26 protein-coding genes are annotated in these 24,408 nt (G+C 44.4%); 20 read left to right on the top strand and 6 right to left on the bottom strand.

Going from position 1 to position 24,408, the window contains the following annotated elements; all coding sequences use genetic code 11:
* The first annotated feature begins 14 nt into the window (after nucleotides 1–14).
* Nucleotides 15–1,595 carry an ATP-binding protein gene (locus ACWYU8_RS06030; protein ID WP_457518023.1) on the top strand — a complete coding sequence of 527 codons (1,581 nt, stop codon included), beginning with the start codon at nucleotides 15–17 and terminating at the stop codon, nucleotides 1,593–1,595.
* Nucleotides 1,592–2,269 carry a response regulator gene (locus ACWYU8_RS06025; RefSeq protein WP_457518021.1) on the top strand — a complete coding sequence of 226 codons (678 nt, stop codon included), beginning with the start codon at nucleotides 1,592–1,594 and terminating at the stop codon, nucleotides 2,267–2,269. Before ACWYU8_RS06030 ends, ACWYU8_RS06025 begins: the two co-directional genes overlap by 4 nt.
* 129 nt (nucleotides 2,270–2,398) lie before the next feature.
* On the opposite strand, the gene ACWYU8_RS06020 is transcribed toward ACWYU8_RS06025, so the two are convergent.
* On the bottom strand, nucleotides 2,399–2,878 hold the full coding sequence (locus ACWYU8_RS06020) for an aminoacyl-tRNA deacylase (protein WP_457518019.1): 480 nt from the start codon (nucleotides 2,876–2,878) through the stop codon (nucleotides 2,399–2,401).
* Nucleotides 2,879–3,092: 214 nt separating this feature from the next.
* On the opposite strand from ACWYU8_RS06020, the gene katG reads away from it, so the two are divergent.
* The 6 genes from katG (at nucleotide 3,093) to ACWYU8_RS05990 (ending at nucleotide 7,509) form a co-directional block, all read left to right on the top strand.
* Nucleotides 3,093–5,264, top strand: coding sequence for a catalase/peroxidase HPI (katG, locus tag ACWYU8_RS06015; protein WP_457518017.1), 2,172 nt, complete (start codon nucleotides 3,093–3,095; stop codon nucleotides 5,262–5,264).
* A gap of 156 nt (nucleotides 5,265–5,420) precedes the next feature.
* Nucleotides 5,421–5,873 (top strand): type II RES/Xre toxin-antitoxin system antitoxin, encoded by a 453-nt coding sequence (gene parS / locus ACWYU8_RS06010; protein ID WP_457518015.1) that lies wholly within the window; start codon nucleotides 5,421–5,423, stop codon nucleotides 5,871–5,873.
* A gap of 1 nt (nucleotide 5,874) precedes the next feature.
* Entirely contained in the window at nucleotides 5,875–6,345 is a 471-nt protein-coding gene (locus ACWYU8_RS06005) for an RES family NAD+ phosphorylase (protein ID WP_457518013.1), read from the top strand.
* An 88-nt stretch (nucleotides 6,346–6,433) separates the two neighbouring features.
* On the top strand, nucleotides 6,434–6,709 hold the full coding sequence (locus ACWYU8_RS06000) for a nitrogenase-stabilizing/protective protein NifW (protein WP_457518011.1): 276 nt from the start codon (nucleotides 6,434–6,436) through the stop codon (nucleotides 6,707–6,709).
* A 40-nt stretch (nucleotides 6,710–6,749) separates the two neighbouring features.
* Nucleotides 6,750–7,139 (top strand): MazG nucleotide pyrophosphohydrolase domain-containing protein, encoded by a 390-nt coding sequence (locus ACWYU8_RS05995; protein ID WP_457518009.1) that lies wholly within the window; start codon nucleotides 6,750–6,752, stop codon nucleotides 7,137–7,139.
* Between the two features lie 118 nt (nucleotides 7,140–7,257).
* Entirely contained in the window at nucleotides 7,258–7,509 is a 252-nt protein-coding gene (locus tag ACWYU8_RS05990; protein ID WP_457518007.1) for a DUF2999 family protein, read from the top strand.
* 62 nt (nucleotides 7,510–7,571) lie between these two features.
* On the opposite strand, the gene ACWYU8_RS05985 is transcribed toward ACWYU8_RS05990, so the two are convergent.
* Genes ACWYU8_RS05985 through ACWYU8_RS05975 form a run of 3 tightly spaced genes read right to left on the bottom strand, consistent with a single transcriptional unit; the run spans nucleotide 7,572 to nucleotide 10,616 of the window.
* Nucleotides 7,572–8,957, bottom strand: coding sequence for a TRAP transporter large permease (locus ACWYU8_RS05985; RefSeq protein ID WP_457518005.1), 1,386 nt, complete (start codon nucleotides 8,955–8,957; stop codon nucleotides 7,572–7,574).
* On the bottom strand, nucleotides 8,947–9,486 hold the full coding sequence (locus ACWYU8_RS05980) for a TRAP transporter small permease subunit (protein WP_457518004.1): 540 nt from the start codon (nucleotides 9,484–9,486) through the stop codon (nucleotides 8,947–8,949). Before ACWYU8_RS05980 ends, ACWYU8_RS05985 begins: the two co-directional genes overlap by 11 nt.
* A gap of 56 nt (nucleotides 9,487–9,542) precedes the next feature.
* The gene (locus ACWYU8_RS05975) at nucleotides 9,543–10,616 is read right to left on the bottom strand and encodes a TRAP transporter substrate-binding protein (RefSeq protein ID WP_457518002.1); all 1,074 of its coding nucleotides are present in this window, start codon (nucleotides 10,614–10,616) and stop codon (nucleotides 9,543–9,545) included.
* Nucleotides 10,617–10,824: 208 nt separating this feature from the next.
* Here ACWYU8_RS05975 and ACWYU8_RS05970 point away from each other — a divergent pair, with 208 nt between their 5' ends.
* From ACWYU8_RS05970 to ACWYU8_RS05915, 12 genes are all read left to right on the top strand, one after another.
* Nucleotides 10,825–12,210 (top strand): cache domain-containing protein, encoded by a 1,386-nt coding sequence (locus tag ACWYU8_RS05970; RefSeq protein WP_457518000.1) that lies wholly within the window; start codon nucleotides 10,825–10,827, stop codon nucleotides 12,208–12,210.
* Complete coding sequence (locus ACWYU8_RS05965; protein ID WP_457517998.1) at nucleotides 12,207–12,836, top strand: response regulator; 630 nt, start codon at nucleotides 12,207–12,209, stop codon at nucleotides 12,834–12,836. Before ACWYU8_RS05970 ends, ACWYU8_RS05965 begins: the two co-directional genes overlap by 4 nt.
* A complete protein-coding gene (locus ACWYU8_RS05960) occupies nucleotides 12,836–13,774 on the top strand; it encodes a LysR family transcriptional regulator (RefSeq protein ID WP_457517996.1) in 939 nt (312 codons plus the stop codon). The genes ACWYU8_RS05965 and ACWYU8_RS05960 overlap by 1 nt, the downstream gene beginning before the upstream one ends.
* Before the next feature lie 95 nt (nucleotides 13,775–13,869).
* Nucleotides 13,870–15,435: an acyl CoA:acetate/3-ketoacid CoA transferase gene (locus tag ACWYU8_RS05955; protein WP_457517994.1), complete on the top strand. Its 1,566-nt coding sequence runs from the start codon at nucleotides 13,870–13,872 to the stop codon at nucleotides 15,433–15,435.
* Nucleotides 15,436–15,475: 40 nt separating this feature from the next.
* Complete coding sequence (locus ACWYU8_RS05950; RefSeq protein ID WP_457517992.1) at nucleotides 15,476–16,210, top strand: beta-ketoacyl-ACP reductase; 735 nt, start codon at nucleotides 15,476–15,478, stop codon at nucleotides 16,208–16,210.
* 331 nt (nucleotides 16,211–16,541) lie between these two features.
* Nucleotides 16,542–17,357 (top strand): MurR/RpiR family transcriptional regulator, encoded by an 816-nt coding sequence (locus ACWYU8_RS05945; protein WP_457517990.1) that lies wholly within the window; start codon nucleotides 16,542–16,544, stop codon nucleotides 17,355–17,357.
* A gap of 325 nt (nucleotides 17,358–17,682) precedes the next feature.
* Entirely contained in the window at nucleotides 17,683–18,474 is a 792-nt protein-coding gene (locus tag ACWYU8_RS05940; protein WP_457517989.1) for a transporter substrate-binding domain-containing protein, read from the top strand.
* An 11-nt stretch (nucleotides 18,475–18,485) separates the two neighbouring features.
* Nucleotides 18,486–19,154: an amino acid ABC transporter permease gene (locus ACWYU8_RS05935; RefSeq protein ID WP_457517988.1), complete on the top strand. Its 669-nt coding sequence runs from the start codon at nucleotides 18,486–18,488 to the stop codon at nucleotides 19,152–19,154.
* 12 nt (nucleotides 19,155–19,166) lie between these two features.
* The gene (locus ACWYU8_RS05930; protein ID WP_457517987.1) at nucleotides 19,167–19,817 is read left to right on the top strand and encodes an amino acid ABC transporter permease; all 651 of its coding nucleotides are present in this window, start codon (nucleotides 19,167–19,169) and stop codon (nucleotides 19,815–19,817) included.
* Nucleotides 19,804–20,532 carry an amino acid ABC transporter ATP-binding protein gene (locus ACWYU8_RS05925; protein ID WP_457517985.1) on the top strand — a complete coding sequence of 243 codons (729 nt, stop codon included), beginning with the start codon at nucleotides 19,804–19,806 and terminating at the stop codon, nucleotides 20,530–20,532. Before ACWYU8_RS05930 ends, ACWYU8_RS05925 begins: the two co-directional genes overlap by 14 nt.
* Nucleotides 20,533–20,734: 202 nt before the next feature.
* Nucleotides 20,735–22,159, top strand: a complete 1,425-nt coding sequence (locus ACWYU8_RS05920) for an MATE family efflux transporter (RefSeq protein ID WP_457517983.1) — start codon at nucleotides 20,735–20,737, stop codon at nucleotides 22,157–22,159.
* Between the two features lie 85 nt (nucleotides 22,160–22,244).
* Complete coding sequence (locus tag ACWYU8_RS05915) at nucleotides 22,245–22,454, top strand: DUF3955 domain-containing protein (RefSeq protein WP_457517982.1); 210 nt, start codon at nucleotides 22,245–22,247, stop codon at nucleotides 22,452–22,454.
* A 33-nt stretch (nucleotides 22,455–22,487) separates the two neighbouring features.
* Here the strand turns inward: ACWYU8_RS05915 and ACWYU8_RS05910 are convergent, their stop codons facing one another.
* The gene (locus tag ACWYU8_RS05910; protein WP_457517980.1) at nucleotides 22,488–22,922 is read right to left on the bottom strand and encodes a hypothetical protein; all 435 of its coding nucleotides are present in this window, start codon (nucleotides 22,920–22,922) and stop codon (nucleotides 22,488–22,490) included.
* 187 nt (nucleotides 22,923–23,109) lie between these two features.
* The coding region (locus ACWYU8_RS05905; protein ID WP_457517979.1) for a hypothetical protein at nucleotides 23,110–24,408 on the bottom strand (1,299 nt) is incomplete at its 5' end.

Here is a 24,408-nt window from a genome sequence, read left to right as displayed (position 1 = left end):
TTAGGAATACCGTCGTGTCGTTCACCTCTTTCTCCTTCACCAAACAACTGGCCGCACTACTTAGTAGCGTTATGCTTTTCGGTATGTTGAGCTGGTGGAGTTACAGCGCTTACCAGTTGGATGAAATTCTTACTCAGCAAATCAGTTTGCGTGCTCAAGTGCAGTCTCAGCAGTTGTCTCAGTTACCGAGTCTCGTGGCAGCAGTTCAGTCTGGCAGCGTTGATGCGGTTTCAGATATTATAACGGCCGTACAGGCGGTGAGTGATGCGGATTTCATTACCGTGAGTGATCGAGACGGTATCAGGCTGGCTCACCCAGTCGAAAACAGAATTGGTCTGCATGTCACTGGTGGCGATATTGAAAAAGCACTTGAGAGTGGTGAGTCTTATCTGTCTTATGGTGTAGGTTCATTAGGTCCATCCATTCGTTATATTTCACCGATTTTATCCAGTGATGGTGAGATTATTGGCATGATAAAAGTCGGATACCTGATTGATACACTCGATCTTTGGACCAGCGAACGACTCTTACCCTTGCTTGTGTTCGGATGTGGCGCAGTCGGTATCTGTATTTGGTTGTCCTGGAAGTTCTCACACTATGTCAGGAAGCAGATGCAGGAGATGGAACCATGGCAGCTTAAACAGGCATTAAAGACGTATCAGGGGGTGTTAGAAGCCACGTATGAAGGGCTGGTTGCGATAAACTCTGAAGGTCATTTGTACCTCATTAATGACTCTGCTCGTTCAATGCTCAACTATAACGATATGCGCGGAGAGGTATTTTTAGACCGTATTGATAATCCGGGCAGCTTCTCCCTTGAAGGAGAAGATTACATCAATGGCTTAATTCGTGTGAATGGAAAAAACTTGGTGGTTAACCGAGTGACACTGCGGACCTCTGCCGGTGAACCTTATGGCGCTGTGTTTAGTCTGCGCGATCAAAATGAAATGCATGTTCTCTCTGAGAAAATCAGTCAGGTAAACCAATACATGGAGAGCATGAGAGTCACTCGGCATGAATATCAAAATAAGCTTTCAACTATTTCAGGTTTATTGCAGATGGGGGCTTATGACAAAGCATTGTCTGTATGTTTGTCCCAAGCTAAAGCGAGTCAGTCACAACTGGATTCTTTACATTCTCTACAAAATCGACCTGCGTTATCGGCTTTGATTTTGGCTAAAGCAAGCAAAGCAAATGAAGCTGGCACTTTGTTTCGCATCAACTGTCAAAGCGATTTAAGTCATCTTTCTAAACGTTTGTCAGAAGAGCAACTGTGTGGCTTGATCGGTAACTTAGCGCAAAACTCATTAGATGCGGTGAAAGGTCGAGACGGTGATGGTGGTTGTGTCGATATTCATATTTCAGAATGTGCGGCTGAGTATACAATTCAAGTTATCAACAATGGGCCGATGGTCAAAAGTGACCTCGATACCCTGTGTGAGCTTGGTTATACCACTAAGGAAACTAAATCTGAACATGGCGTTGGCATGCATATCGTCCGCTCAATTGTTGAACAAGGCCTTGGTCATATGGAACTTGATAGCGACGAGTTAGAAACCGCATTCACCGTGTATTTTCCCAAGGAGATCTCATGATCAAAGTCGTCATCGTAGAAGATGACCCTAATATTGCTGAGCTTCATCACCACTTTGTCGAACTCGTTGATCAATATCAGGTGGTGGGTATCGCTTCCAGTATCCATATTGCACAACAATTGGTTGAAAGGATTCAGCCTGATTTGGTTATTGTCGATAATTATCTTCCTGATGGTCTGGGCGTTGATTTAGTTTATCGCTGGCTCAATAGCGAGCACAGGCCAGAATGTATCTTAGTGACGGCTGCAAATGATGCGGCTACTGTTCAAAAAGCGCATCGATTCGGTGCGTTCGATTATTTGGTTAAGCCCGTTGACTATTCGCGTTTGACGGAAAGCTTAGAGAGATTTGCAAAAGTTAAAATTCACATGAGAAGCCAAGAGACTTTTCGTCAGTCTCAATTAGATGATCTTTTTCATTCCGGAAAAACGACGCATATTGATTTGGCCGGGCTTGATCCATTTATGTATCGTCAGGTCGTTGAATTATTTACTCATGCTCATATTGAACATACCGCTACCAGTGTTTCTGACCATTTGCCCATCAGTAAAAGTACCGCTCGCCGTTACCTGGACAAAGCGGTTGAGCAAGGCGAGCTAGTGGCGTTTTTGGAACACGGGAAAGTAGGGCGGCCAACCCGGGTTTATCGAAATAAACACCTATTGGAAAACTAGCACTAAGGGATACCAATGCATTCTTGCGAGCGTAAGGTGCGTTAGGCCTGCGGTACATAAAATAAGGCTCTTAATGAATATTCAATAAGAGCCTTTTTCACTCTAACAACGACAGGCTTTGAGGTTACTTTAGTGTAGAACCTCGCTACTAAACCTTAGATATTTGCAGTCGTTCATCAGTTCTCTGAACGATTGTCTGTCGAGTTTGATCAATGTTTCATGATCGCCCGCTTCGAGATAGACGTGATCCAAATTAGCTAATCTTTCATCACAGACAGTTGCCATGTGATATGGGCTACCAATTGGTGGAACCGCGCCGTGTTCACAGTCCCTGAATAGTCGGTACACCATACTTTCTTTAACCAGATGGAAGGTAGCGTTGAATTCGTCGTTTAATCTCGACAAACTAACTTTGTTATTAGCAGGTAAGACAGCCATCATGTGATGACCTTCATGATCCTCAAGAATGACGGCTTTCGCCAAGTTCATCAAAGGTATACCTGCTGATACACCACTTTGAAGCGAGCTATGACTATGGCTGTGATTCACTGTTTGAAAGTGAATGTTGTGATCAGTCAGATATTGATCTAATCGGGTTGCGATTGTCATAAAGCCTCCACGAGTATAAAACCCATAAAAAGTATAGGTGAGAAGTCGGCTGGGCATAACATTTTCGACATGGTTACTCATCAAAATCACTAACTAAAAAACCAACAGCAATCTGGCGTTTGAACTACGCTGTTATAAATGAATATTTTCTATTCATTTGATCGAGTGAATATTTTTATTGGCGGCTTCTGTGCCCTTAACAAAGGAGTACTTTATGAGCGACACAAGTGGCGGTTCGGTAGGTAAATGCCCGGTTATGCATGGTGGGCAAACATCTACAGACAAGTCAGTGATGGATTGGTGGCCGAATGCCTTGAATTTAGACATTCTGCATCAGCATGACACCAAAACAAACCCATATGGAAAGGAATTCGATTACAAAGAAGCATTGAAAACGTTAGATTTTGATGCGTTGAAAACAGATTTAAAAGCCCTCATGACAGACAGTCAAGACTGGTGGCCAGCAGACTGGGGCCACTATGGTGGCTTGATGATTCGAATGGCATGGCATGCGGCTGGTAGCTACCGTATAGCCGATGGTCGTGGCGGTGGTTCAACGGGTAATCAACGTTTTGCTCCTCTCAACTCCTGGCCAGATAACGCTAACCTCGATAAAGCACGACGACTACTTTGGCCAATTAAAAGAAAATACGGTAATAAAATTAGCTGGGCTGATCTGATTCTCCTCGCCGGTAACATGGCATATGAGTCAATGGGCTTCAAAACGTTTGGTTTTGGCTTCGGTCGTGAAGACATCTGGCATCCAGAAAAAGACACGTATTGGGGCTCGGAAAAAGAATGGCTCGCACCAAGTGGCGGTGTAGGTACACGTTATTCTGGTGAACGCGACTTGGAAAACCCTCTTGCAGCGGTAATGATGGGTCTTATTTACGTCAACCCAGAAGGTGTCGACGGTAATCCTGACCCGTTAAAAACCGCAGCCGACATGCGAGTGACTTTCTCACGCATGGCAATGAATGATGAAGAAACTGTCGCACTTACGGCTGGTGGCCATACTGTTGGTAAATGTCACGGTAACGGTGATGCAGGAAACCTTGGCCCAGATCCGGAAGGTGCGGATCTTGAAGAACAAGGTCTTGGTTGGATGAATAACAAGACTCGCGGAGTTGGTCGTGATGCCGTGACCAGTGGTCTGGAAGGGGCTTGGACGACACATCCTACTCAATGGGATAACGGTTACTTCCATCTTTTGTTCAAGTACGACTGGGAACAAAAAATGAGTCCCGCTGGTGCTCATCAATGGGAGCCTGTCAACATTGCTGAAGAAGACAAGCCTGTCGATGTTGAAGACGGCTCGAAACGTTACAACCCGATCATGACAGATGCTGATATGGCACTGAAAATGGACCCTGACTATCGCAAAATCTCAGAGCGATTCCAAAACGACCAAGCGGCTTTCGAAGATGCCTTTGCGCGTGCATGGTTCAAACTTACTCACCGTGATCTCGGACCAAAATCTTGTTACTTTGGCCCTGACGTTCCAAGTGAAGATTTGATTTGGCAAGATCCTACGCCAGCAGGCAGCACAGGCTATGATGTTAACGCGGTCAAAACCAAGATTGAAGCCAGCGGCTTATCTATCGCTGATATGGTCAGTACCGCTTGGGACAGTGCCCGTACCTTCCGTGGTTCAGACCGTCGTGGTGGTGCTAATGGCGCGCGAATCCGCCTTGCTCCTCAGAAAAACTGGGAAGGCAATGAGCCACAGCGTTTAAGTCAAGTCTTACCTGTTCTAGAAAATATCGCATCAGAATCAGGCTGCAGCGTCGCAGATGCTATCGTATTGGCTGGTAATGTTGGTGTTGAATTGGCTGCTCGCGCTGCTGGTTACAACGTCACGGTTCCTTTCTCGCCGGGTCGTGGTGATGCGAGCCAAGAGATGACTGACGTGTATTCTTTCGACGTTCTGGAACCATTGGCAGATGGATACCGAAACTGGTTGAAGAAAGATTATGTGGTTAAACCGGAAGAGTTGATGCTTGACCGTACTCAACTTATGGGACTGACTGCGCCAGAAATGACGGTGCTTGTTGGTGGTATGCGTGTAATGGGAACCAACTATGGCGGTAGTGCAGATGGTGTATTTACTGATCGAGTTGGCACCTTGTCGAATGACTTCTTCGTTAACTTAACTGATATGGCATACAAGTGGGTACCGACAGGTGCGAATAAGTATGAAATCCGAGACCGTAAAACGGATGCTGTGAAGTGGACAGCAACAAGAATCGATCTTGTCTTTGGATCAAACTCCATTTTACGCTCGTACGCTGAAGTTTATGCACAAGATGATAATCAGGAAAAATTCGTTCTTGATTTCATCGCCGCATGGTCAAAAGTGATGAGTGCTGACCGTTTTGATTTGTAATCGAGTGAACGCACAATCGCTTTAAACAACCTAGTTAATTGTCACACAATAAAAGCAGGCGGACATGATGTCCGCCTGTTTCTTTATTATTCCTAATTGATCGTCAAGCTCATTTGGACCATAATTACAAGGCCACATGGACCAAAGGAGCGCAATATGGCAAGTGCAGCATTAAAAAGCTTTAAACCAAAGCGGCCTGACAAGGCAAACTTTTGGTTTATGCTGGGCATTGAAGATGCCGAAACTGGTCGTACTGATGCGGTTCACAAAGGCTTTGAGCCAAAAGTTTATCGCAATATTGTTGATCGGGTTAAGCTCTCGCAGAATGAGTTTCAACACGTTACCCTTATTCCTGTCAGCACGATTAAGCGCCGTTTAAAAAATGATGAGCGTTTCAATACTCAGGAAAGTGATGCGATCTATCGTTTGGCTATGTTACTCAAACTTGCCACTGAGCTGTTTGACGATGAAGATCGGGCACTCAAGTGGATGAAAGAAAATGTCTACGGTTTAGGCGGTAAAAGACCGTTAGATATGGTTTCGACGACGGTTGATTTTGAAATCGTAAAAGATTTGATAGGGCGTTTAGAGCACGGGGTATTCTCTTAGTATGAAGCTCTACCGACTGACACAAAAGAAGTTTTCGGATTCCCCATTCAGCCCGATTGGCGCAAAATTGTTTGGTGGACGATGGAACTCAAAAGGGACTGAAGCGCTTTACTTTTCTGAATCGGAATCACTGTGCTCACTTGAGGTATTTGTCCACGTCAACAACGATCCAGCGATTACAAGACTATATGATTTGTATCGTATCGAAATGCCAGATTATTTAGTCGCTACACTGGATGATGAAGACCTTCCTATTTCCTGGCGATCGATACCAGCCAGTGAGTCGACGCAATTCATCGGTGACCAGTTCTTAAATGATCCTCATCCTGAGTTTGCTGCGTTACAAGTGCCATCGACCATATCTCCACGTGATAAAAATTACGTTGTAAACCCTAATCATCCAAAGATGAAAGACATTTTTAACAAAGCCGAAAAGCTTGAATTCGCGTTCGATCCACGTATCTTCAAGTAGTCAGCTTTAAATAAGAAACTAAAAATCAAAGAAAGTACTTCCAATAGCAACTAGACTGCGATTAATTAGCCAACTGAGGTGCAGGGTAATGACCCAAACTGCTATTCAAGACAAAATCGCCAGTTTTGCGTGCATTGAAGAGGCACTGAACTATTTCGAGATAGAATTCGATAGCCAGTTTATTGAGAGCAATCGTACTGACTTAGTGAAGCGATTTAACGGTTACTTAATCTTAACTAAACCCGATGATTGGTTCTCAGCACGTCGGGCATTAAAAAACGCTTACTGTAAAGTTCAACGTAGTTTACTGGATCAAACGACGCGTTCAGCTTGCCGTGGTTGCACGTCGTGTCAAAGAAGATAAGCATTGTGCTTTAGTAGTGGTGTAATTCCATGGAGGGAATATGAAAGAATTCGATGAATTGCTTTCAATAGCAACAAGAAAGTCAGAGTTTGACCTGACGAACACATGGTTTAAAGGTGTAGAGACTTATCTGGTTGCGATTGGAAAAGAAGTGGAAGAGGTACGTGAAGAGATTGCGGAAGATCGTCTCTGTTATCTTGAGGATGAACTTGGTGACGTACTCTGGAACTATCTCAACGTGTTAAAGGCGCTGGAAAGAGAGAAAGGCATTGACCCTCGCAAAGTGCTGGATAGAGCGTGTAAGAAATACGAAGAGCGGGTGTCTGCTATCGAGTCCGGTAGTAGCTGGGAAGCGGTCAAGTCAAAACAGAAACAAGCGTTAAGCGCGGAACTGGCTGCACAGCAAGAATTAATAGCAAATGAGTCCTGAATCACTCAGGTTATATGGAGTTTGGCACACAGGTGGACAAGTCTTACTATAAACAGACAAAACCAAGTGCTAAACTACGCGTCTGTTTTACTTAGTGTTTAAGTTTAAAGGTAATTTGATGAACCCGATTCTTGCAATGTTGAAAGAGAACAATATCAGTGATGCTCAGGTTAATGAGCTTTTCCAGACGTTGACGCAAAACCCTCTGGCAGCAATGATGACCATCAGCCAGCTAGGCCTTCCTCAAGAACAGCTTCAAGCGTTGATGGCGCAGGTAATGCAAAGCCCTGTATTGATTAAAGAAGCGGTTGAAGAACTAGGCTTGGACTTCTCAAAAGTGGTAGAAGCAAAAGAGAAGCTTCAGAAATAAATGCAATCTCAATTAATTATAAAAACCGCCAGAACATCAGAGTGTTCTGGCGGTTTTTATTTTCACCCATAGGCTACGCTAGGGAACCACAGAACCAATTGTGGCCATATCACCAAACAAACTAACGCGATTAGCTGGATCGCAATAAACGGAATCACGCCGCGATAGATGTCTTTCAGTGAAACACCTTCAGGACAAACGCCTTTCAGGTAGAAAAGGGCAAAGCCAACAGGAGGCGTAAGGAAACTGGTTTGCAGCGCCATTGCTACGAGCATAACGAACCAGACCAGACTTGGGTTATCCACCACACCATGCCCATCAAGCTCAATACCCAAACTAGCCACTACCGGTGCTAAAAGCGGTAACGCAATCAGAGTGATCTCTATCCAATCCAAAAAGAACCCTAGCAGAAACACAATCATCAATATGAAGGCAATGATGCCATATTGACCGAATGGTAAGCCGCTGAGGAAGGATTCAATCAGTTCGTCACCGCCTAATTCACGTAACACCAGTGCAAAGCAGGAAGCACCGAGGAAGATCATAAAAATGTAGGCTGTGGTTCCGTAGGACGAGAGCAGTACCTCTTTAAGCACAGTCATATTGAGCTTTTTATTGTAAGCCGCGAGCAGTGTGGCTCCTAAAGCGCCGATACCGGATGCTTCTGTTGGCGTGGCTATCCCTGCGAAAATAGAACCTAATACACAGAAGATGAGGAGCACCGTCGGGGTGATGTCTTTAAATACTTGTAGGATGAGATTCCAATCCACAGGCTCAACATTTTCCGGAATAGGCGCTTTGTGAGGGGTTAATTTCCCCACGGTAAGGATATAAATAATGTACAGAGCGCCCAAAAGCAGACCCGGAATGATGGCTCCCATAAACAGGTCTCCGACAGATAGCCCTAACTGATCCGCCATGATAACCAGCATGATTGATGGAGGAAGTAAAATCCCCAACGTACCTGCTGACGCAACCGTTCCGAGTGCCAAAGGAAGGTGGTAGCCCTGACGCATCATACTTGGCAGAGACATGACGGTAAGTAGCACGACTGACGCACCGATAATGCCAGTAGAAGCGGCGAGGATTATACCGATAGCCATCACGGTAATCGCTAATCCACCGTGAACCTTGCCAAATAACGCCTGCATTGATGACATCAGCTTTTCAGCAATGCCTGATTTATCGAGCATATTGCCCATAAATATAAACATCGGCAGAGCAACTAAGATCCAGTTGTCCATCACCTTATAAATGCGGTTAACCACGAGCCCTATACTGGTGTAATCCAGCCCGGTAAACGTACCTAAATACAGATCAGCAAAGTAGCCGATGGCTGCGAAGACGACTCCGATTCCACCGAGTACATACGCTACGGGAATACCAGTGAATAACAACAAGATAAATGAGCCAAACATGGCGAGAACAATCCACTCATTAGCTTCCATGGCTGTCTCCTTTGAATAAGGTTTCGAGATCGCGTAATACTTTCGCCAATATCGAAAGCAACAACAGACTGAAACTCAGTGTAATGACACTTTTGATCATCCATCGGTATGGTAAACCAGACGGCGAAGCCGAACTCTCATTGACTCGCCACGATTCGTAAGCGAAGTCATAAGAATGCAGAATCACGACAACAACAAACGGCACAGCAAGAAAAATCATACCTAACAGATCGACCAACGCTTTTTTACGAGCTGAAAACTTGTGATAGAACAGGTCGACACGAACATGTAAATCGGTCACCTGCGCATAGGCGGTTCCGAACATGACTGCGGTGGCGTAGAGATGCCACTGCAACTCTTCAAGAGCAATTTGGCCATTTGAAAAGACTTTGCGAAGTACAACCTGGATGATGATCACCGCGATCAATGCGAGATTTGTCCAGGCTAACGCTTTACTCGCGGAAATAACCAGTCTCTCGATCTGAAAATAGAGTGGGACGGTAGGGGAAGAATACAGCACTTTGCTCATTGACTACTCCTTACAATAAAAGGCCAGCGAGCTACGCCGGCCTTTCATTACATCGACTATTGTTTCTGAGTTTCACGAGGTAAGAAGCCGTTCGCCGACCACAGTGCGTATCCTTTACGGAAGTTGTTCAGGTCAGTCCAAACTTTGTCAAAGAATGGATCTTCAGCTTTCTTCTCTTCTACAACTTCCATCCAGGTATTCTTGAACAGGCTCAACATCTCCGGGCTCCAGTAGCGAATCTCTACACCGTTGCTTTTTGCTTTTTCCATTGCGGCGTATTGCATCGCTTCGCCTTCTGCAATCGAGTACGTCATGGCCGCCATACAGGTGGTTTCGATAGCTGACTGTTGAGCTGTGCTCATGCCATTCCAAGTGTCTTTGTTGATCAGCAGTTCAAAGACCGTTGATTGCTGATGCCAGCCCGGGAAGTAGTTGTATTTAGCAACTTTATGGAAACCTAAGCGGTCATCAACAGCAGGTTGAGAAAACTCAGAAGCGTCAATTGCACCTTTTTCAAGCGCGCCGAAGATCTCACCTCCAGGTATTTGAACGGTGCCTACCCCCAATTTTTCCATAACAGAAGCGCCGAGACCGTAGAAACGCATATTGAGACCTTTTAGATCCTCCGGTTTATCGATCGGTTTACGGAACCAGCCAGATGTTTCAGGAGAGTTCATTGCACAAGGCATTACTTTGACGTTAAAGCCGCCTTGGTCATACATCTCTTGGTAGAGTTTTAAGCCGTTACCAAAGAATAACCATGCCATGAACTCAGGTGCTTCCGGGCCAAAAGGAATCGAAGAAAAAATTGCGGAAGCAGGGAGCTTACCTTGCCAGTAGCCAGAAATAGCGTAGCCGGAATTCACTTTACCCGTTGATACCGCGTCAAGAATTTCTGGTGGATTAACCAATTTTCCCGGCTCGTAGATTTTCATTTTGATGGTGCCGCCGGACGTTTGTTCAATTCTATCTGCAAACCATTGAATAGGCGTACCTAAAGCAGGAAGGTGGCTACCGAAGGCAATAGGGGTTTTCAGCAGTACATTCTTATCAGCAGCGTTTGCACTAATAGAAAGAGTAGAGGCGGAAAGCATTAACGCAGTAGCGATGGCAACTTTGTTAAATTTCATGGAGATCTCCTTATTGGGTATTCCTTGTTAATCTTGTTAAATGTGAACAATGTGCATTAAATTATGTTAACGAAATGTTACATTGAGCTTTAGTGTAGGCAGTAGATTGGATGCTCTCTATTAGCAAAATTGCGCAAATTGTGTCAGTACTAAAGGCAAAAATTAGCACCGAAATTAAGTAGAAATACGTACTAGATTGGAATGAAAAATGGGATTGCTTAGTAACAGCCGACTTACAATAAACATTATTTTGCTTTCTATTGTTCCTCTGATTGTGGTCGTAGTGACTGTGGCGAGTATCTTATTTAGTCAGGCAAAACAGTTGGTTGAAGACCAGGTCGCATTAACTCGACAAAATGTTTTGTCGGTCAAAAAGCAAGAGCTGAAGCAGTACGTAGAAATGGCAGTGAAAAGTATTACGCCGTACTACGAAGATGACTCGCTATCTCAAGACGCTGCTAAGCAATTTGTTGCTCAAAAGTTGAGCCAACTCACGTATGGAGAGGACGGGTACTTTTTTGTCTACACTTGGCAGGGTGATGCCTTAGTTCTGCCTTATCAACCAGAAAGGGTTGGTCGAAACTGGTGGGGAGTAGAAGATCTTACGGGCAAAAAGTTGCTTCAGGAGTTGATTCAAGCAGGGAGAGCGGGTGGTGGGTTTGTTAACTATCTTTGGCATAAACCATCGACAAAAGAACCATTACCTAAGCTGAGCTATGCGATATCTCTCGATAAGTGGCAATGGATGGTTGGAACCGGTGTTTATATAGACGATATCGAAAAACAAGTGGCACAAATGGAAAATGGCTTCGACCAGAATGTAGGGAAAACCAGTAGTGCTCTGTTTGTGTTGATGTTTGTCGCGATAACGGTAATTGCTGCTCTGGGGGCTTCACTGAACCTTAACATGCGTCGTTTAGCCAATGAACAGCTCAGTGTCCTGAACCAGCAGATTATAGATTCGCAGGAAAACGAGCGTCATCGGGTTTCACGTGAATTACATGACGGCGTAAACCAATTGCTGGTGGCGGCGAAGTACCGATTAGACAACGTCACCAAAGAGCGTGATGAATACAAGAAAGAGCTCGAATTAGACGCCAGCAAAAATGCAATGGAGCAGGCGATTGTAGAGGTTCGACGGATTTCGAAAGACTTGCGGCCACCTCAGTTAGATGACTTAGGTTTGGTTGCGGGCATCGAAGCCTATATTAATGAGTTACGTGAGCGCACCCAATTAGAACTGGTGTTTGAGCACGATATCGAAGGCGAAGAGTTCGCTTCTCCAGTGGAAACGACGCTCTATCGGGTGGTACAGGAAGCGCTGCATAACGTCGAGAAGCATGCCAATGCGCAAGGTGTAGATGTGATAATGCAACGTGAAGGACGAATGTTGATTCTGACTGTCAGTGATGACGGAGTTGGGATACCAGCAAACCATCTCAAAGCGTATCAATCCAAGCGTTCGACTTTTGAGCATATGGGACTGCAAAACATGAAAGAACGGATTCAAGCCATTGGCGGCATGTTTGACGTCACTAGCGAACCAGGGCAGGGCACGGAAATACGTGTGAGTTTAAACATGGAGTTTATATGATTAAGTTGGTCTTAGCCGATGATCATAGGTTAATGCAAGATGGGCTGAAGTCACGCTTAGAGCGTGAAGATAACTTAGAGATCCTCGATTGTGTAGGCAACGGCAAGGATGCTCTCAACAGCACATTAACTTTAAAGCCAGATGTGTTGCTGCTTGATATCAATATGCCGAAGCTTAATGGAATTGAAGTGTTAGAGAGGCTGGCGAAAAGTCCCAGCAAAACTGCCGTCATTATGCTCTCAATGCATGATAGCCGTGACTATGTCATGCGTTCGGTTAAAGCTGGCGCCAAAGGATACGTTTTAAAAGATGTGGGTTCGGAAGAGTTAGTCATGGCAATAAATCAAGTTGCTCAGGGCCGATCGTATCTGTGTTCACAAGCTTCTGATCGACTTCTTGAACAAATTAATGAGAAACCGCAAACATGCGATAACACTTTATCGAAGCGTGAGTCGGATGTACTTAAAGCCATCACCAATGGAGCCTGTAACAAGGAGATCGCGGACTCATTGCACATAAGTGTTCGCACAGTAGAGACGCATCGTCTGAGGATAAAAAAGAAACTCGGTGCCAGTTCTACCGCCGCATTAGTGAAACTTGCTTTACAAAAAGGGTTGGTCAGCTAATGGTTGCCAACTTACTCTCCAGTCGCCAACCGATTCTAGACAAGGTTGTATTCTTTTGTGCTGTGGTTCGTTTAGGATCGTTTCGCGAAGCGGCATTACAGCAGGGAATATCTCCAGCTGCGGGAAGCCGTTGGGTAAAAGAACTCGAAGATGCGCTTTCTGTCGAACTGATAAAACGTAGTACACGTCAACTCGTTACAACACAGGCAGGGCAACTTCTCTATGACAAATTCGCACCTTTGCTCCCCGATATTGCCAGCTTATGTGAAGAGGTACAGAACCTGGCTGAGGAGCAGCAAGGTGAAATAAAACTCTCTTCAACACCGCTATTTGCGCGTCAATATTTAACCAAGATCGTGGCTGAATATATGACGCTGCATCCGCAGGTAAACTTCAGAATTTTCATTGAGGCAGGAGAATTTGATCCGCTTAATGTCGACTTCGCGTTTCGCGCCAGCGCGAGTTATCAGGGGGAGCCAGAGCAAGACTCGCTGCTGGTTCGGCGTCGTCTACTTAGTGAACCGTTATATCTGTGTGCTTCCATACACTACTTAGAGCAGCATGGGACACCGCAGAATCCACAGCAACTTAGTCAACACCGTTGTCTGTACGCAAGTACTTTGGTCGGTGGAAATCGTTGGTGTTTTGAGTTTCAGGGTAACGTAGAAATCGTGACCATTTGTGACACGTTGGAGTGTGACAACAGTGAAATGCTGATGGATCTTGCACTGGAACACGCGGGGATTGCTTATCTTCCGCATTCGCTGGTTTCTGACGCGATTAAACGCGGTGAGTTGATTCATATTCTTCAGGATCATAAATGCGCCAGTTTTGACATCAACATGTTTTACCGTCCCCGCACACCAATGCCAGAACGTTGTAACGGGTTTAAAGCTTATCTCTATCAGCGCGTGAATGAGTTACGCGACTGTTCCTAATATGAAATTCTTAATCTCTATTTCTGCAATTAACATCTTGGTAACATCGCACTAAGCTAAGAGTCAACAAAGTAGAGTGACTAAGGAAGGTTAATGTGGTTACCAAATTAACGGCAGAACAAGCGGCGTACTGGATTGAAGACGGTGATGCCATATTACTTGGCGGTTTTATTGGTAGTGTGGTGCCAGAGGCGGTTGAGAGGGCTATAGGGGAACGCTTCAGAAAAACCCAGACTCCACGAGATTTAACCTTGCTATTTGCCGCAGGGCAAGGAGACGGCCAAGGCCGTGCGATCAACCATTTATCGGAACAGGGATTAGTAAAATGTGCCATTGGCGGGCACTGGGGATTGGTTCCGAAACTGCAGCAATTAGCGGTAGATAACCTCATTCAAGGCTACAACTTACCGCAAGGTATTATCTCCCATCTGTTACGTGATACTGCAGCAGGTAAGCTGGGCACAATTAGTAAGGTCGGATTGGGTACTTTTGTTGATCCCCGTTTAGAAGGCGGGAAAATCAATAAGGCGACGGAAAAGGATTGGGTAGAACTGATTGAATTAGGCGGTCAGGAACACCTTTTTTATCACAAATTACCTGTTACCGTTTCTATACTGCGTGGCACCACAGCAGATGAAAATGGCAACATCACCATGGAAGACGAATGTTTGATCGTCGAAAGCCTTGCTGCTGCACAAGCGGCACGCAACAACGGCGGTAAGGTGATTGTGCAGGTCAAGCAGATAGTACCTGCGGGTCAACTCGATCCCCATGCAGTCAAAATTCCGGGCATCTTCGTCGATGCTGTCGTAGTGTGTGAAGACCCCAATGAACACATGCAAACTTTCGCGACCATGATGAACCCGGAGTTTGTTGGCATTAAAAACAGAAACAATGTGGTTACGTCAAAGCAAACCCATTCATCTGAGCCCCAGCTAGATGCAAAAACGATCATTGCACGCAGAGCCGCAATGGAACTGGAGCCGAGTTCAATTCTCAATTTGGGCATTGGGGCACCAGAGTACATCGCTGAGGTCGCTAGGCAGGCCGGAATACTCGATCAATTTACCTTGACTGTTGAACCCGGAGCCGTCGGTGGCACACCGCAAAGTGGCCTAGACTTTGGTGCATCTTGTTTACCGCAAGCCATAATTAGTCAGGACCAAATGTTTGATTTTTACGATGGTGGTGGGGTAGACCAAGCGTTTCTTGGCTTGGCTCAGAGTGACGTCACGGGGAATATCAACGTGTCGCGCTTTGGGAACAGAATTGCTGGCTGTGGCGGATTTATCAACATTACCCAGAATGCGAAAAAAGTCTATTTCTGCGGCACTTTTACTGCGCAAGGTTTACAAATTGAAGTGGATAATCAGAAAGTTACTGTCACTCAAGAAGGCAGGCAGAGAAAGTTCATTAATCAGGTTGAGCAAATCACTTTTAGTGCTGCGCAAGCGCTGAGTAACAATAAACCCGTGATGTACATTACTGAGCGTGCTGTGTTCCAACTCTCCCTATCGGGACTAGAGTTAATTGAAATCGCCCCGGGCGTGGATTTAGAAAAAGACATTTTGCAGCAGATGGAATTTACACCGGCCATTAGTCCGTCACTGAAAGTAATGCCAATTGCCATCTTCCAGCCATCATTCGAATTTACTCTATAAACGCTGGATAACTATTTCATTTACACCTAAGGATTAGAAAATGTTTGAGAACAAAGTCTGCTTAGTAACGGGTGCGGCTCAAGGGATTGGCCGAGCCATTGTTGAAAGGTTTGCAACTAATGGTGCAACGCATGTTTACGCATTAGATGTAAATGCTCAAAGCTTAGAAAGCGCATTTAATGATTATGAAAATGTAGAGCCTGTTGTTATTGATATCCGCGATCGCCACGAGATAGAAAAGCTGGTTGAGCACATAAGAGAAACCCATTCACGAATTGATGTCTTGGTGAATAACGCGGGAGTCACTCGTGATGCACTGCTCGACAAGATGACAGAGCAGGATTGGGACTTCGTGATTGATGTAAACCTCAAAGGTGTGTTCAACCTGACACAGGCAGTCGCGCCAATTATGATGGCCAATAATTATGGTTCCATCGTCACCATGTCTTCGGTGGTGGGGACCGACGGTAACATTGGCCAATCTAACTATGCCGCGACAAAAGGCGGAGTGATTGCGATGACCAAAGGCTGGGCGAAGGAGTTCGCACGTAAAGGTGCTCAGGTTCGTGCTAACTGTGTTGCTCCGGGATTTATTGAAACCCCGATGACATCTGATTTACCAGTTAAAGTCCTCGAACTAATGAAACAGAAAACGCCGCTTGGCAGAATGGGAACCGTAGAAGACATCACCAATGGCGTAGAGTTTTTAGCAAGTGATCAATCCAGTTTCATTACAGGGCAGGTGTTAAAGATTGATGGCGGATTAGTGTTGTAAAGCTGATGATCGCTTCAATGACAGGTTGAAAGTGAGGTCAAATTTTGTGTCGCCCCATATTGGTGATTGATGCACTTAAAAGCCGATTATTTAAGGGGAATAATGAATAATTAGCAGTAATTGGAATGTGAATGATATTAAATTTCTTATAAATCAAATTGTTAATTTATTATTTTGGGGTGGTACAATCGTTGCAAAGGTTTGGCTATATTGTTCCAATTGCTTCTCTGTCACGCGAATATAGCTGAGCAGAGTCTTAGCAATTGGAACATTTACTACAGACATTGATAATAACGACGAGGTCGTTAAGTGAATGAACGGAATATAGCTAATGACGAATAACAACTCATTAAGTGCTCGCATTACGGAGCATTACTCCTCACTCAGCGAAGGTAATAGACGAATAGCGGATTTTCTTCAGGTAAATCCTGAAAAGATATTGATGTTATCCACCAGTGAAATCGCAGAGGCATGTCTGGTTTCCAAGACAAGTGTTAGTCGGTTTATTCGTAAATTGGGTTATGACGATCATGTGGCGTTGAGAAATGAAATGATGTCTGAGCGCGATAAAGGCAATCCTGTAATAACTGGTGATCTACAAGATACAGGCTTTTGTCAGGACGCTGCTTCTCTTGAAAAATTGTGGATCCAGTTAGCGGAAGGAAATACGAAACACATTATAAGAAAGCTAACAACAGCCAAGCGGGTCAAAATTATTGGCTACCGGAACAGCTATCCATTAGCGATGCATTTTCGTCAGCAACTGGCTCAATGTCGTCAAGGGGTTGAACTGCTGCCTCTCCCAGGGCAGACCATTGGTGAAGACTTAACGTCTATAAGTGAAGATGACTTTGTGATTTTATTTGGCATCCGTCGTCGTGTGGCGAATTTTGAACAAATTGTAGAGTTTCTTAAACCCTATGATTGCTTATTGATCACCGATCAATCCGGCCAGAAATATGCGTCTATGGTAAACGAAGTCTTCGTTTGCTATATGAATAACGAGCTACCTCTGGATAGTTATGCTGTTCCTATGAGCCTTATTCATTACTTTGTAAATGAGGCCTTCATGTTATTAAAGGAAGAGGCTTCCAATCTCAGCCAAACGATAAGTTCCAATTATCGCCTGCTAAGTGAACTTGAATAAGACATTCTTACCCACTTTATATCCTCTCCAATTTACCCAACTTTGGTTATGCAGTTAACCGAAAAGCAGCGATCCAGTCTGAAACTAATCACTAATTAGTGGAATACCAACAACGTTGATCTGCATTGCTGCATTATGGTGGTTTTTGCACCAAAAATGATCTTCGTTTTAATGCATTTCTATCATTTTATAAATTTATAACACTAATCATGAGTTAATTTACTTTTAAAACAGAAGGTTATTATTTTTATTCCAAATGGGTACGATCGTTGCAATGTATTTAGAAAGTGTTTCAATCGTATCTTTTTTGTATAGGGAAATAACCATGAAAGTATGTAAGTTAATGTCTTTAGTCGCCGTTGCGGCAGCGTTAGTCACCAATATCTCTACTGCGACAGCAAATCAGCTGGACGCTATCAAGGAAAAAGCTGTACTAAAAGTTGCCGTTCCTCAGGATTTTCCACCTTTTGGTTCTGTGGGCACTGATCTTCAGCCACAGGGATATGATATCGACATGGCGAAATATCTGGCCAAAGAGCTCAACGTGAAAGTGGAATTAGTGCCAGTGACCAGTGCCAACCGTATTCCTTATCTGCAAACTCAGAAAGTGGATCTGGTGATTTCTAGTATGGGTAAAAATCCAGAACGTGAAAAAGCCATCGACTTCAGTCAACCATATGCTCCATTCTTCCTGGGAGTGTTCGGTACGTCAGATGAAAAAGTGGGTGAAGCCGCTGATCTAGCGCAAAAAATCATTGGTGTTACTCGTGGTTCTGTTGAGGATATTGAACTAAGCAAGATTGCGCCAGACAGTGCCATTATAAAACGTTTTGAAGACAACAATGCCACGCTGTCTTCTTTTCTATCTGGCCAGATTGATCTAATCGCAACTGGTAACCTTGTGGTTGCGGAAATTGCAACACGTTACCCAGCTAAAGCTCCGGAAGCAAAGTTTATGCTGAAGAATTCTCCTTGCTACGTAGGTGTGATGAAAGGAGAAAGTGAGCTAGTTGAAGAAGTGAATAAGCTAATTTCAAAAGCGAAAGAAGAAGGCGTGTTAGAGGAGTTATCACAAAAATGGTTGAAAGCTCCTTTCCCTAAAGATCTTGGCGCATAAGGATAAGTTCAATGAGTTACCAGTTAGACTTTACTGGCTTGGCTCCCTACCTGCCACAGTTTGTGGCGGGTCTACGGACAACCGTTGAACTCACCGTTATTTCAACGGTTGTAGGTTTAGCCGTGGGAACCTTGTGTGCAGCAGGGCGCACGAGTAAGCAAGCCTGGCTACGTTGGTTATGTGCAAGCTACATAGAAGTAACACGCAATACGCCATTTATTGTCCAGTTGTTTTTTATTTTCTTTGGTTTACCAGGGCTAGGCGTGAAGCTAAGTGCATGGGAGGCGGGCTGTATTGCAATGGTTTTCAACCTTGGCGCGTATAGTGCGGAGATAATACGTGCGGGCATTGACGCGACACCCAAAGGCCAGTGGGAAGCGGGTAAAACGTTAGGATTAACCAGACGACAAATCTTCACACGTATTGTTCTACCTCCGGCCTATCAGAAGGTTTACCCGGCGTTAGTCAGTCAGTGCATTATTGTTATGCTCGGCTCAGCGGTCGTTTCCCAAATCTCTGTAGAGGAACTCACGTTCGCGGCTAACTTCGTGCAATCCAGAACCTTTTTAAGTTTTGAATCTTATGCGGTTACTGCGCTCATTTATCTTGTTCTTGCGGTCTTGATGCGCCAATTATTTGCATTAATCAAAGCTCGTGTATTCAAGAACCCTGCGCTGTAGGAGAAAACGATTATGATGCAATTTACAGACTGGGATATCCTGCGCAATTTATTGCTCGCAGCGCGTTGGACGGTTTTGCTCTCGATGATTGCTTTTGTTGGCGGTGGTCTGGTGGGGCTTGGCCTTACACTACTCAGAAGTATGAAAAACATTCACCTTGGAAAAGGCATTCAACTGTATGTTGAACTGTTTCAAGGCACACCTCTTTTAATGCAACTATTTATGGCATTTTTTGGCTTGTCTCTGCTGGGTATCGAAGTGAGTGCATGGGCGGCGGCAGCGTTAGCATTAACGTTATATAGCAGTGCCTATTTCCACGATATCTGGCGTGGTTGTATTGACGCGTTGCCAAAGGGGCAATGGGAAGCATGTAGAACACTGGGACTGACTTACATGCAAACCATGCGCAACGTCATTATTCCTCAGGCTTACCGCATTGCGATTGCACCAACGATTGGATTCTCGGTTCAAATCGTTAAAGGTACCGCTCTTGCTTCGATAATCGGTTTTGTCGAGTTAACCAAAGCCGGAACCATGCTCAACAACGCCACATTCCAGCCATTTAAAGTATTCGCCATGGTTGCCTTACTTTACTTTGTGATCTGTTTCCCTCTGTCATTATTCGCTCGTCATTTGGAGAAAAAAACTTATGTCTCTCGTTAGTGTTGATCAAGTACACAAATACTATGGTGAGAACCATGTTCTAAAAGGTGTGGACATTAAAGTTGAGGCAGGTGAAGTTGTCTCTATCATTGGCCGCAGTGGTTCTGGTAAAAGCACATTGTTGCGTTGTATGAATGGATTGGAAACGTATCAGGAAGGAGCCATCATTGTCGACCGCCAGGCAGTGGAAGATGACGATTATAAGTTACGTCTGCTGAGTCGAAGTGTCGGCATGGTTTTCCAGAGTTTTAACCTTTTTCCTCATATGACAGTGGGTGAAAACGTAATGCTGGCGCCAAAACTGGTACTCAAAAAGGAGGCGAAAGCTTGTGAAGCTCAGGCGAGAGAACTTCTTGAAAAAGTAGGTTTATCTGACAAGTTCGACGCCTATCCGGCCAATTTATCCGGTGGACAACAACAGCGTGTTGCCATAGCACGTTCACTTGCAATGAATCCTAAGGTACTGTTGTGCGACGAAATAACCTCTGCACTCGACCCAGAACTGGTAGGTGAAGTGTTAAAAGTGCTAGAGCAATTAAAGAAAGAAGGGATGACGCTGATTCTGGTTACGCACGAAATGAACTTTGCACGAGAAGTGGGTGACAGAGTCATCTTTATGAATCAGGGCAAAGTTTGGGAAAGTGGCCCTAGTGAAGAAGTTTTCGATAACCCGCAGACTGACGAATTACGCAGCTTTTTATCTGCAGTGAAGTAATAATAGTTTCTTAGCCATCTAACCCACCAAAATATCGAATTTGGTGGGTCCCTTCCTTTGGAAAATAGTCATAATAGATGACACTGAATTTCATAATCTAACATTCTGATTTTCTCACTTATTATCTGAAATCGGGTATAACTCACTCAAATCTCGGGCTATGATGAATGAAAGATAAGAGTTGAAAATACAGGTGGGTAGGATGAATAAGACACAGCATTTGATTGAAGGTCCGATTAACAAAGCGTTGCTGTCTCTTGCGATTCCAATCGTGTTTGGTCAGTTGTTGCAGTCCGCCTATCAGCTAACCGATGCTTTTTGGGTTGGTCGATTGGGTGCCAATGAAGTCGCCGCCGTATCGGTGAGCATGCCTGTCACGTTTCTGGTCATCGCGTTAGGCGCTGGTCTTGCTATGGCTGGCGCAACACTCACAGCCCAGTACATGGGCGCACGACAAATGGATAAGGTTAACCATGTCGCCGGGCAAACTATGTTGATGGTTTTTATTACTTCCGTAGTGCTTGGCTGCTTAGGATATCTGTTATCACCTTACTTTTTGACTTTGCTTGGTGTTGAAGAAGCGGTTTACAATAACGCACTAAAATTCATGCACATCTCGTTTATCAGCGTGATTTTTGTTTTTGTCTATAACATGTTTCAAGCCCTGATGAGAGGGATTGGGCAGGTAAAAATTCCTCTTTATATTGTGTTGGCAACGGTACTTTTGAACTTTGTTTTAGATCCGCTGTTTATCTTCGGTTTGGGCTCTTTCAAAGGTCTTGGCGTATCTGGTGCTGCTTTGGCTACGCTGGTTACGCAGGCGCTTGCTGCCTTTGCGGGCTTCTATATCCTCTCTAAAGGACGCCACGGTATACACCTTAAGTGGAAAGATCTCTCGCCAGATTGGACATACATTAAGCGTGCCTTTTTCCTGGGCGCTCCCGGTTCCGTAGAATTATCAGCAAGGGCACTAGGGCTCATTACTATGTCATTTTTGGTTGCGAGCTTTGGTACTGTAACCATTGCCTCTTATGGCGTTGGCTCCAACATCCTCCAGTTAATTACGATACCTGCGATGGGTTTGTCTATGGCGGTATCGACACTCGTCGGACAAAACCTAGGTGCTAACCGAGTTGACCGTGCAGCGAAAATTACCGTGATAGGATCGATCTGGAGTTTTATCATGCTGACGCTTATCGGTGTTTTTGCTTACCTGATGGCACCGAGTGTGGTGAGATTTTTCATACCGGATAACCCGCAAGTCATTGAGCAAGGTGCTGAATTCTTAAAAGTGATGTGTCTGTCCTGGGGATTTATCGGTGTCCAACTTTCTATCATGTCTGCATTCCGGGCCTCGGGAAACATGACGAACAGTATGGTGCTATCACTGCTGACTCAGTGGGTGTTCCAGTTCCCGCTGGCTTACATTCTATCGAAACATACCTACTTAGCAGAAAAAGGCATTTGGTGGTCGTTCACAGTCACGAACGTATTGGTCGCACTTGTTGCGGTTGCATGGTATGCACGCGGTAGCTGGAAAAAAACACGTATCATTGAGCGAGATGACATCGAGACACTGGCAACATCAGAAGAAGCACTTATTGAAGTTGGCGAGCGTAGGGCTTAGTTGGATTTTAGTTTTTACTATTGACTCAACAAGACAATAAACTATCTGCTGAATAAGTCACATATTAAGTTGTGGGGCATTTGATATGAAAATAGTTAATAAATATAAGATAAGTATCATTTTCAGCCTTCTTGGTTGGTTGTGTTTGGTTGCCTACATCTACATAGGTGCACGTATAGATGAAAATGGAGTGTTAATTGAACCGTTTGGTTTGATTCCACTATTTTGGTTACTTGAACTATTAGCGTTGACTAGCTTGACTTTTACTGTCGTGAAACACATAAAAACAGGGTAAGCTCAAAGCTTGGTGACGTATCGTTATGTGCTTCTAGGATAAATTAAGACTGTATTGCATTACATCGGTAATAATTGGTAGTTCTTCTTTACCTAATTCTGTAATTACTTTTTTTAGCAGTGGCACGTCACGCTCAGCGAGATCAACGTAAATGAATAGACAAAGTGTATCGACGCTGTCTTCCAGTTCCCGTAACAAGTCAAGTTGTTGAATAGCATTTATAGCTTTGGTCGCTAACACCTTATTAGGTGCTCCTTCATTTACGCTATTCGTGAAATCTCGGTATGCAAGTTCGGCGTGAATCTTCTGTTGTTTTATATATTCTACATTGGCGGTGCGAGCTTGAGTTTCCCATTCTCTCCGAATGTTTTTATCCAAATTTTTCTTTGTAACATCTGCTCTCAGTTTATAAGCAACGTAAAGCATATTTGAGATGAGAAGGCCGATTATTAGTGCTGTTCCGGTCATGATAAAGACTCTCTAAAATTAATCTTGTCCATTGATATGTCTATTTTTCTGATGTGATTAAAAACCGTGTGAAAGAGGACAAAGCTGTTCTGTACCGACACAGAGTCGGCTTGAACCTAATGGACTAAGCTTAGGCCCTATAGATACACCAATGCCCATGTATAGCGGGCATTGGTTTTACTACTAATCAGTATTGAGTGATCTGTACGTCATATGATGCGTTAGTACAGTCGCCATTTGGGTTGTTAGAAACAATACGGGCAGATTCTATGCCGTTGCTATCACTAAAAATAATGGCACCGTTACTATCTACAACGATTTCGATAGTCGGTTGATAGCTTAGAGATGAAGTCGTCGATAATGTATAGCTGGCGCCAGTATCCATTGTTAACGTCCATCTTTTATCGTTGTCTCTGATATTACGGTTCCCATTCCCGCGACCGTTCCCAGTAAGTACGCCGGCTTCAGCTTGTTGAAAGTTTGGGTTATTTGCCAAAAGTTGCTGTAGCATAGCGAACATTTCCATGCTGTAACTCAGTCTATCTTCATCAGAAGTAAGGTTCAGTTGAACATCATTTATAATTATTCCGCCTCTGGTAGAGTTACCTGTCGTTTCAACAAACTGCTGTGTATTGGTCAAACATACAGACTCAAGTAATGCGGACTGCTGTTTAACTACTTCCGGAGTTAAAGCTACAGGTATAGTCCCCACGGTGACTTCTTCACTAGAGAAAGAATTATCAATAAGCCCCAAATCGTCAGGCGTATATATCGCATCTGCCTTTGCTTCTAGAACGTGTTCATGCTCAGCATAGCTATCCCATAATGCTGCCTGTTCATCTTTTTTAGATTCAGTGTAAGTTTGTGAATCTAAACTATCTTGAAATGAATCTGCTTCAGCCGTTGAATCGGCGGCGGCTTCCTTCTGCTTCCATTCGGCATAGGCTATTGATTCTTCTAGAGCCAGCTCCTCTTGAATGTTATCAATATACTGACCATATGCTCGGTCAGTTTGAGTACCGTAGTTATCCGATGTACTTGGAATGTTCGGTTCACCTTGGGCAATCTGTGCAGGTGTTACGTAGGCTTCACCTTTTGCAGACTTTTTAGCGACTGCTGGAGTAGGTACACCCTGAGCTTCTGGCTCGGGTGCTGTCATGATGTCAATAGTTGCTTTTGCTGCATTGATTGCAGCTTCTGGTTCACCACCATTCATTATCACTGTGTTGGCTCTGCTAACGATACGGCTTAGGTACTCACCGTCAATACCTTTACCATCAGCATAGTTGTTAATATCAACCATAGCTGGTTGTACGTCTTGTACAATATCAATACGTTTAGTTGATGGCTCACCTTGGGCAATCGGTACAGGTGCTACGTAGGCTTCACCTTTTGCAGACTTTTTAGCAACTGCTGGAGTAGGTACACCCTGAGCTTCTGGCTCGGGTGCTGTCATGATGTCAATAGTTGCTTTTGCTGCATTGAT

The organism is Vibrio limimangrovi, assembly GCF_054064025.1.
The sequence above is the reverse complement of the archived record's forward strand: the minus strand, read 5'-3'. Positions and strand labels throughout refer to the sequence as shown.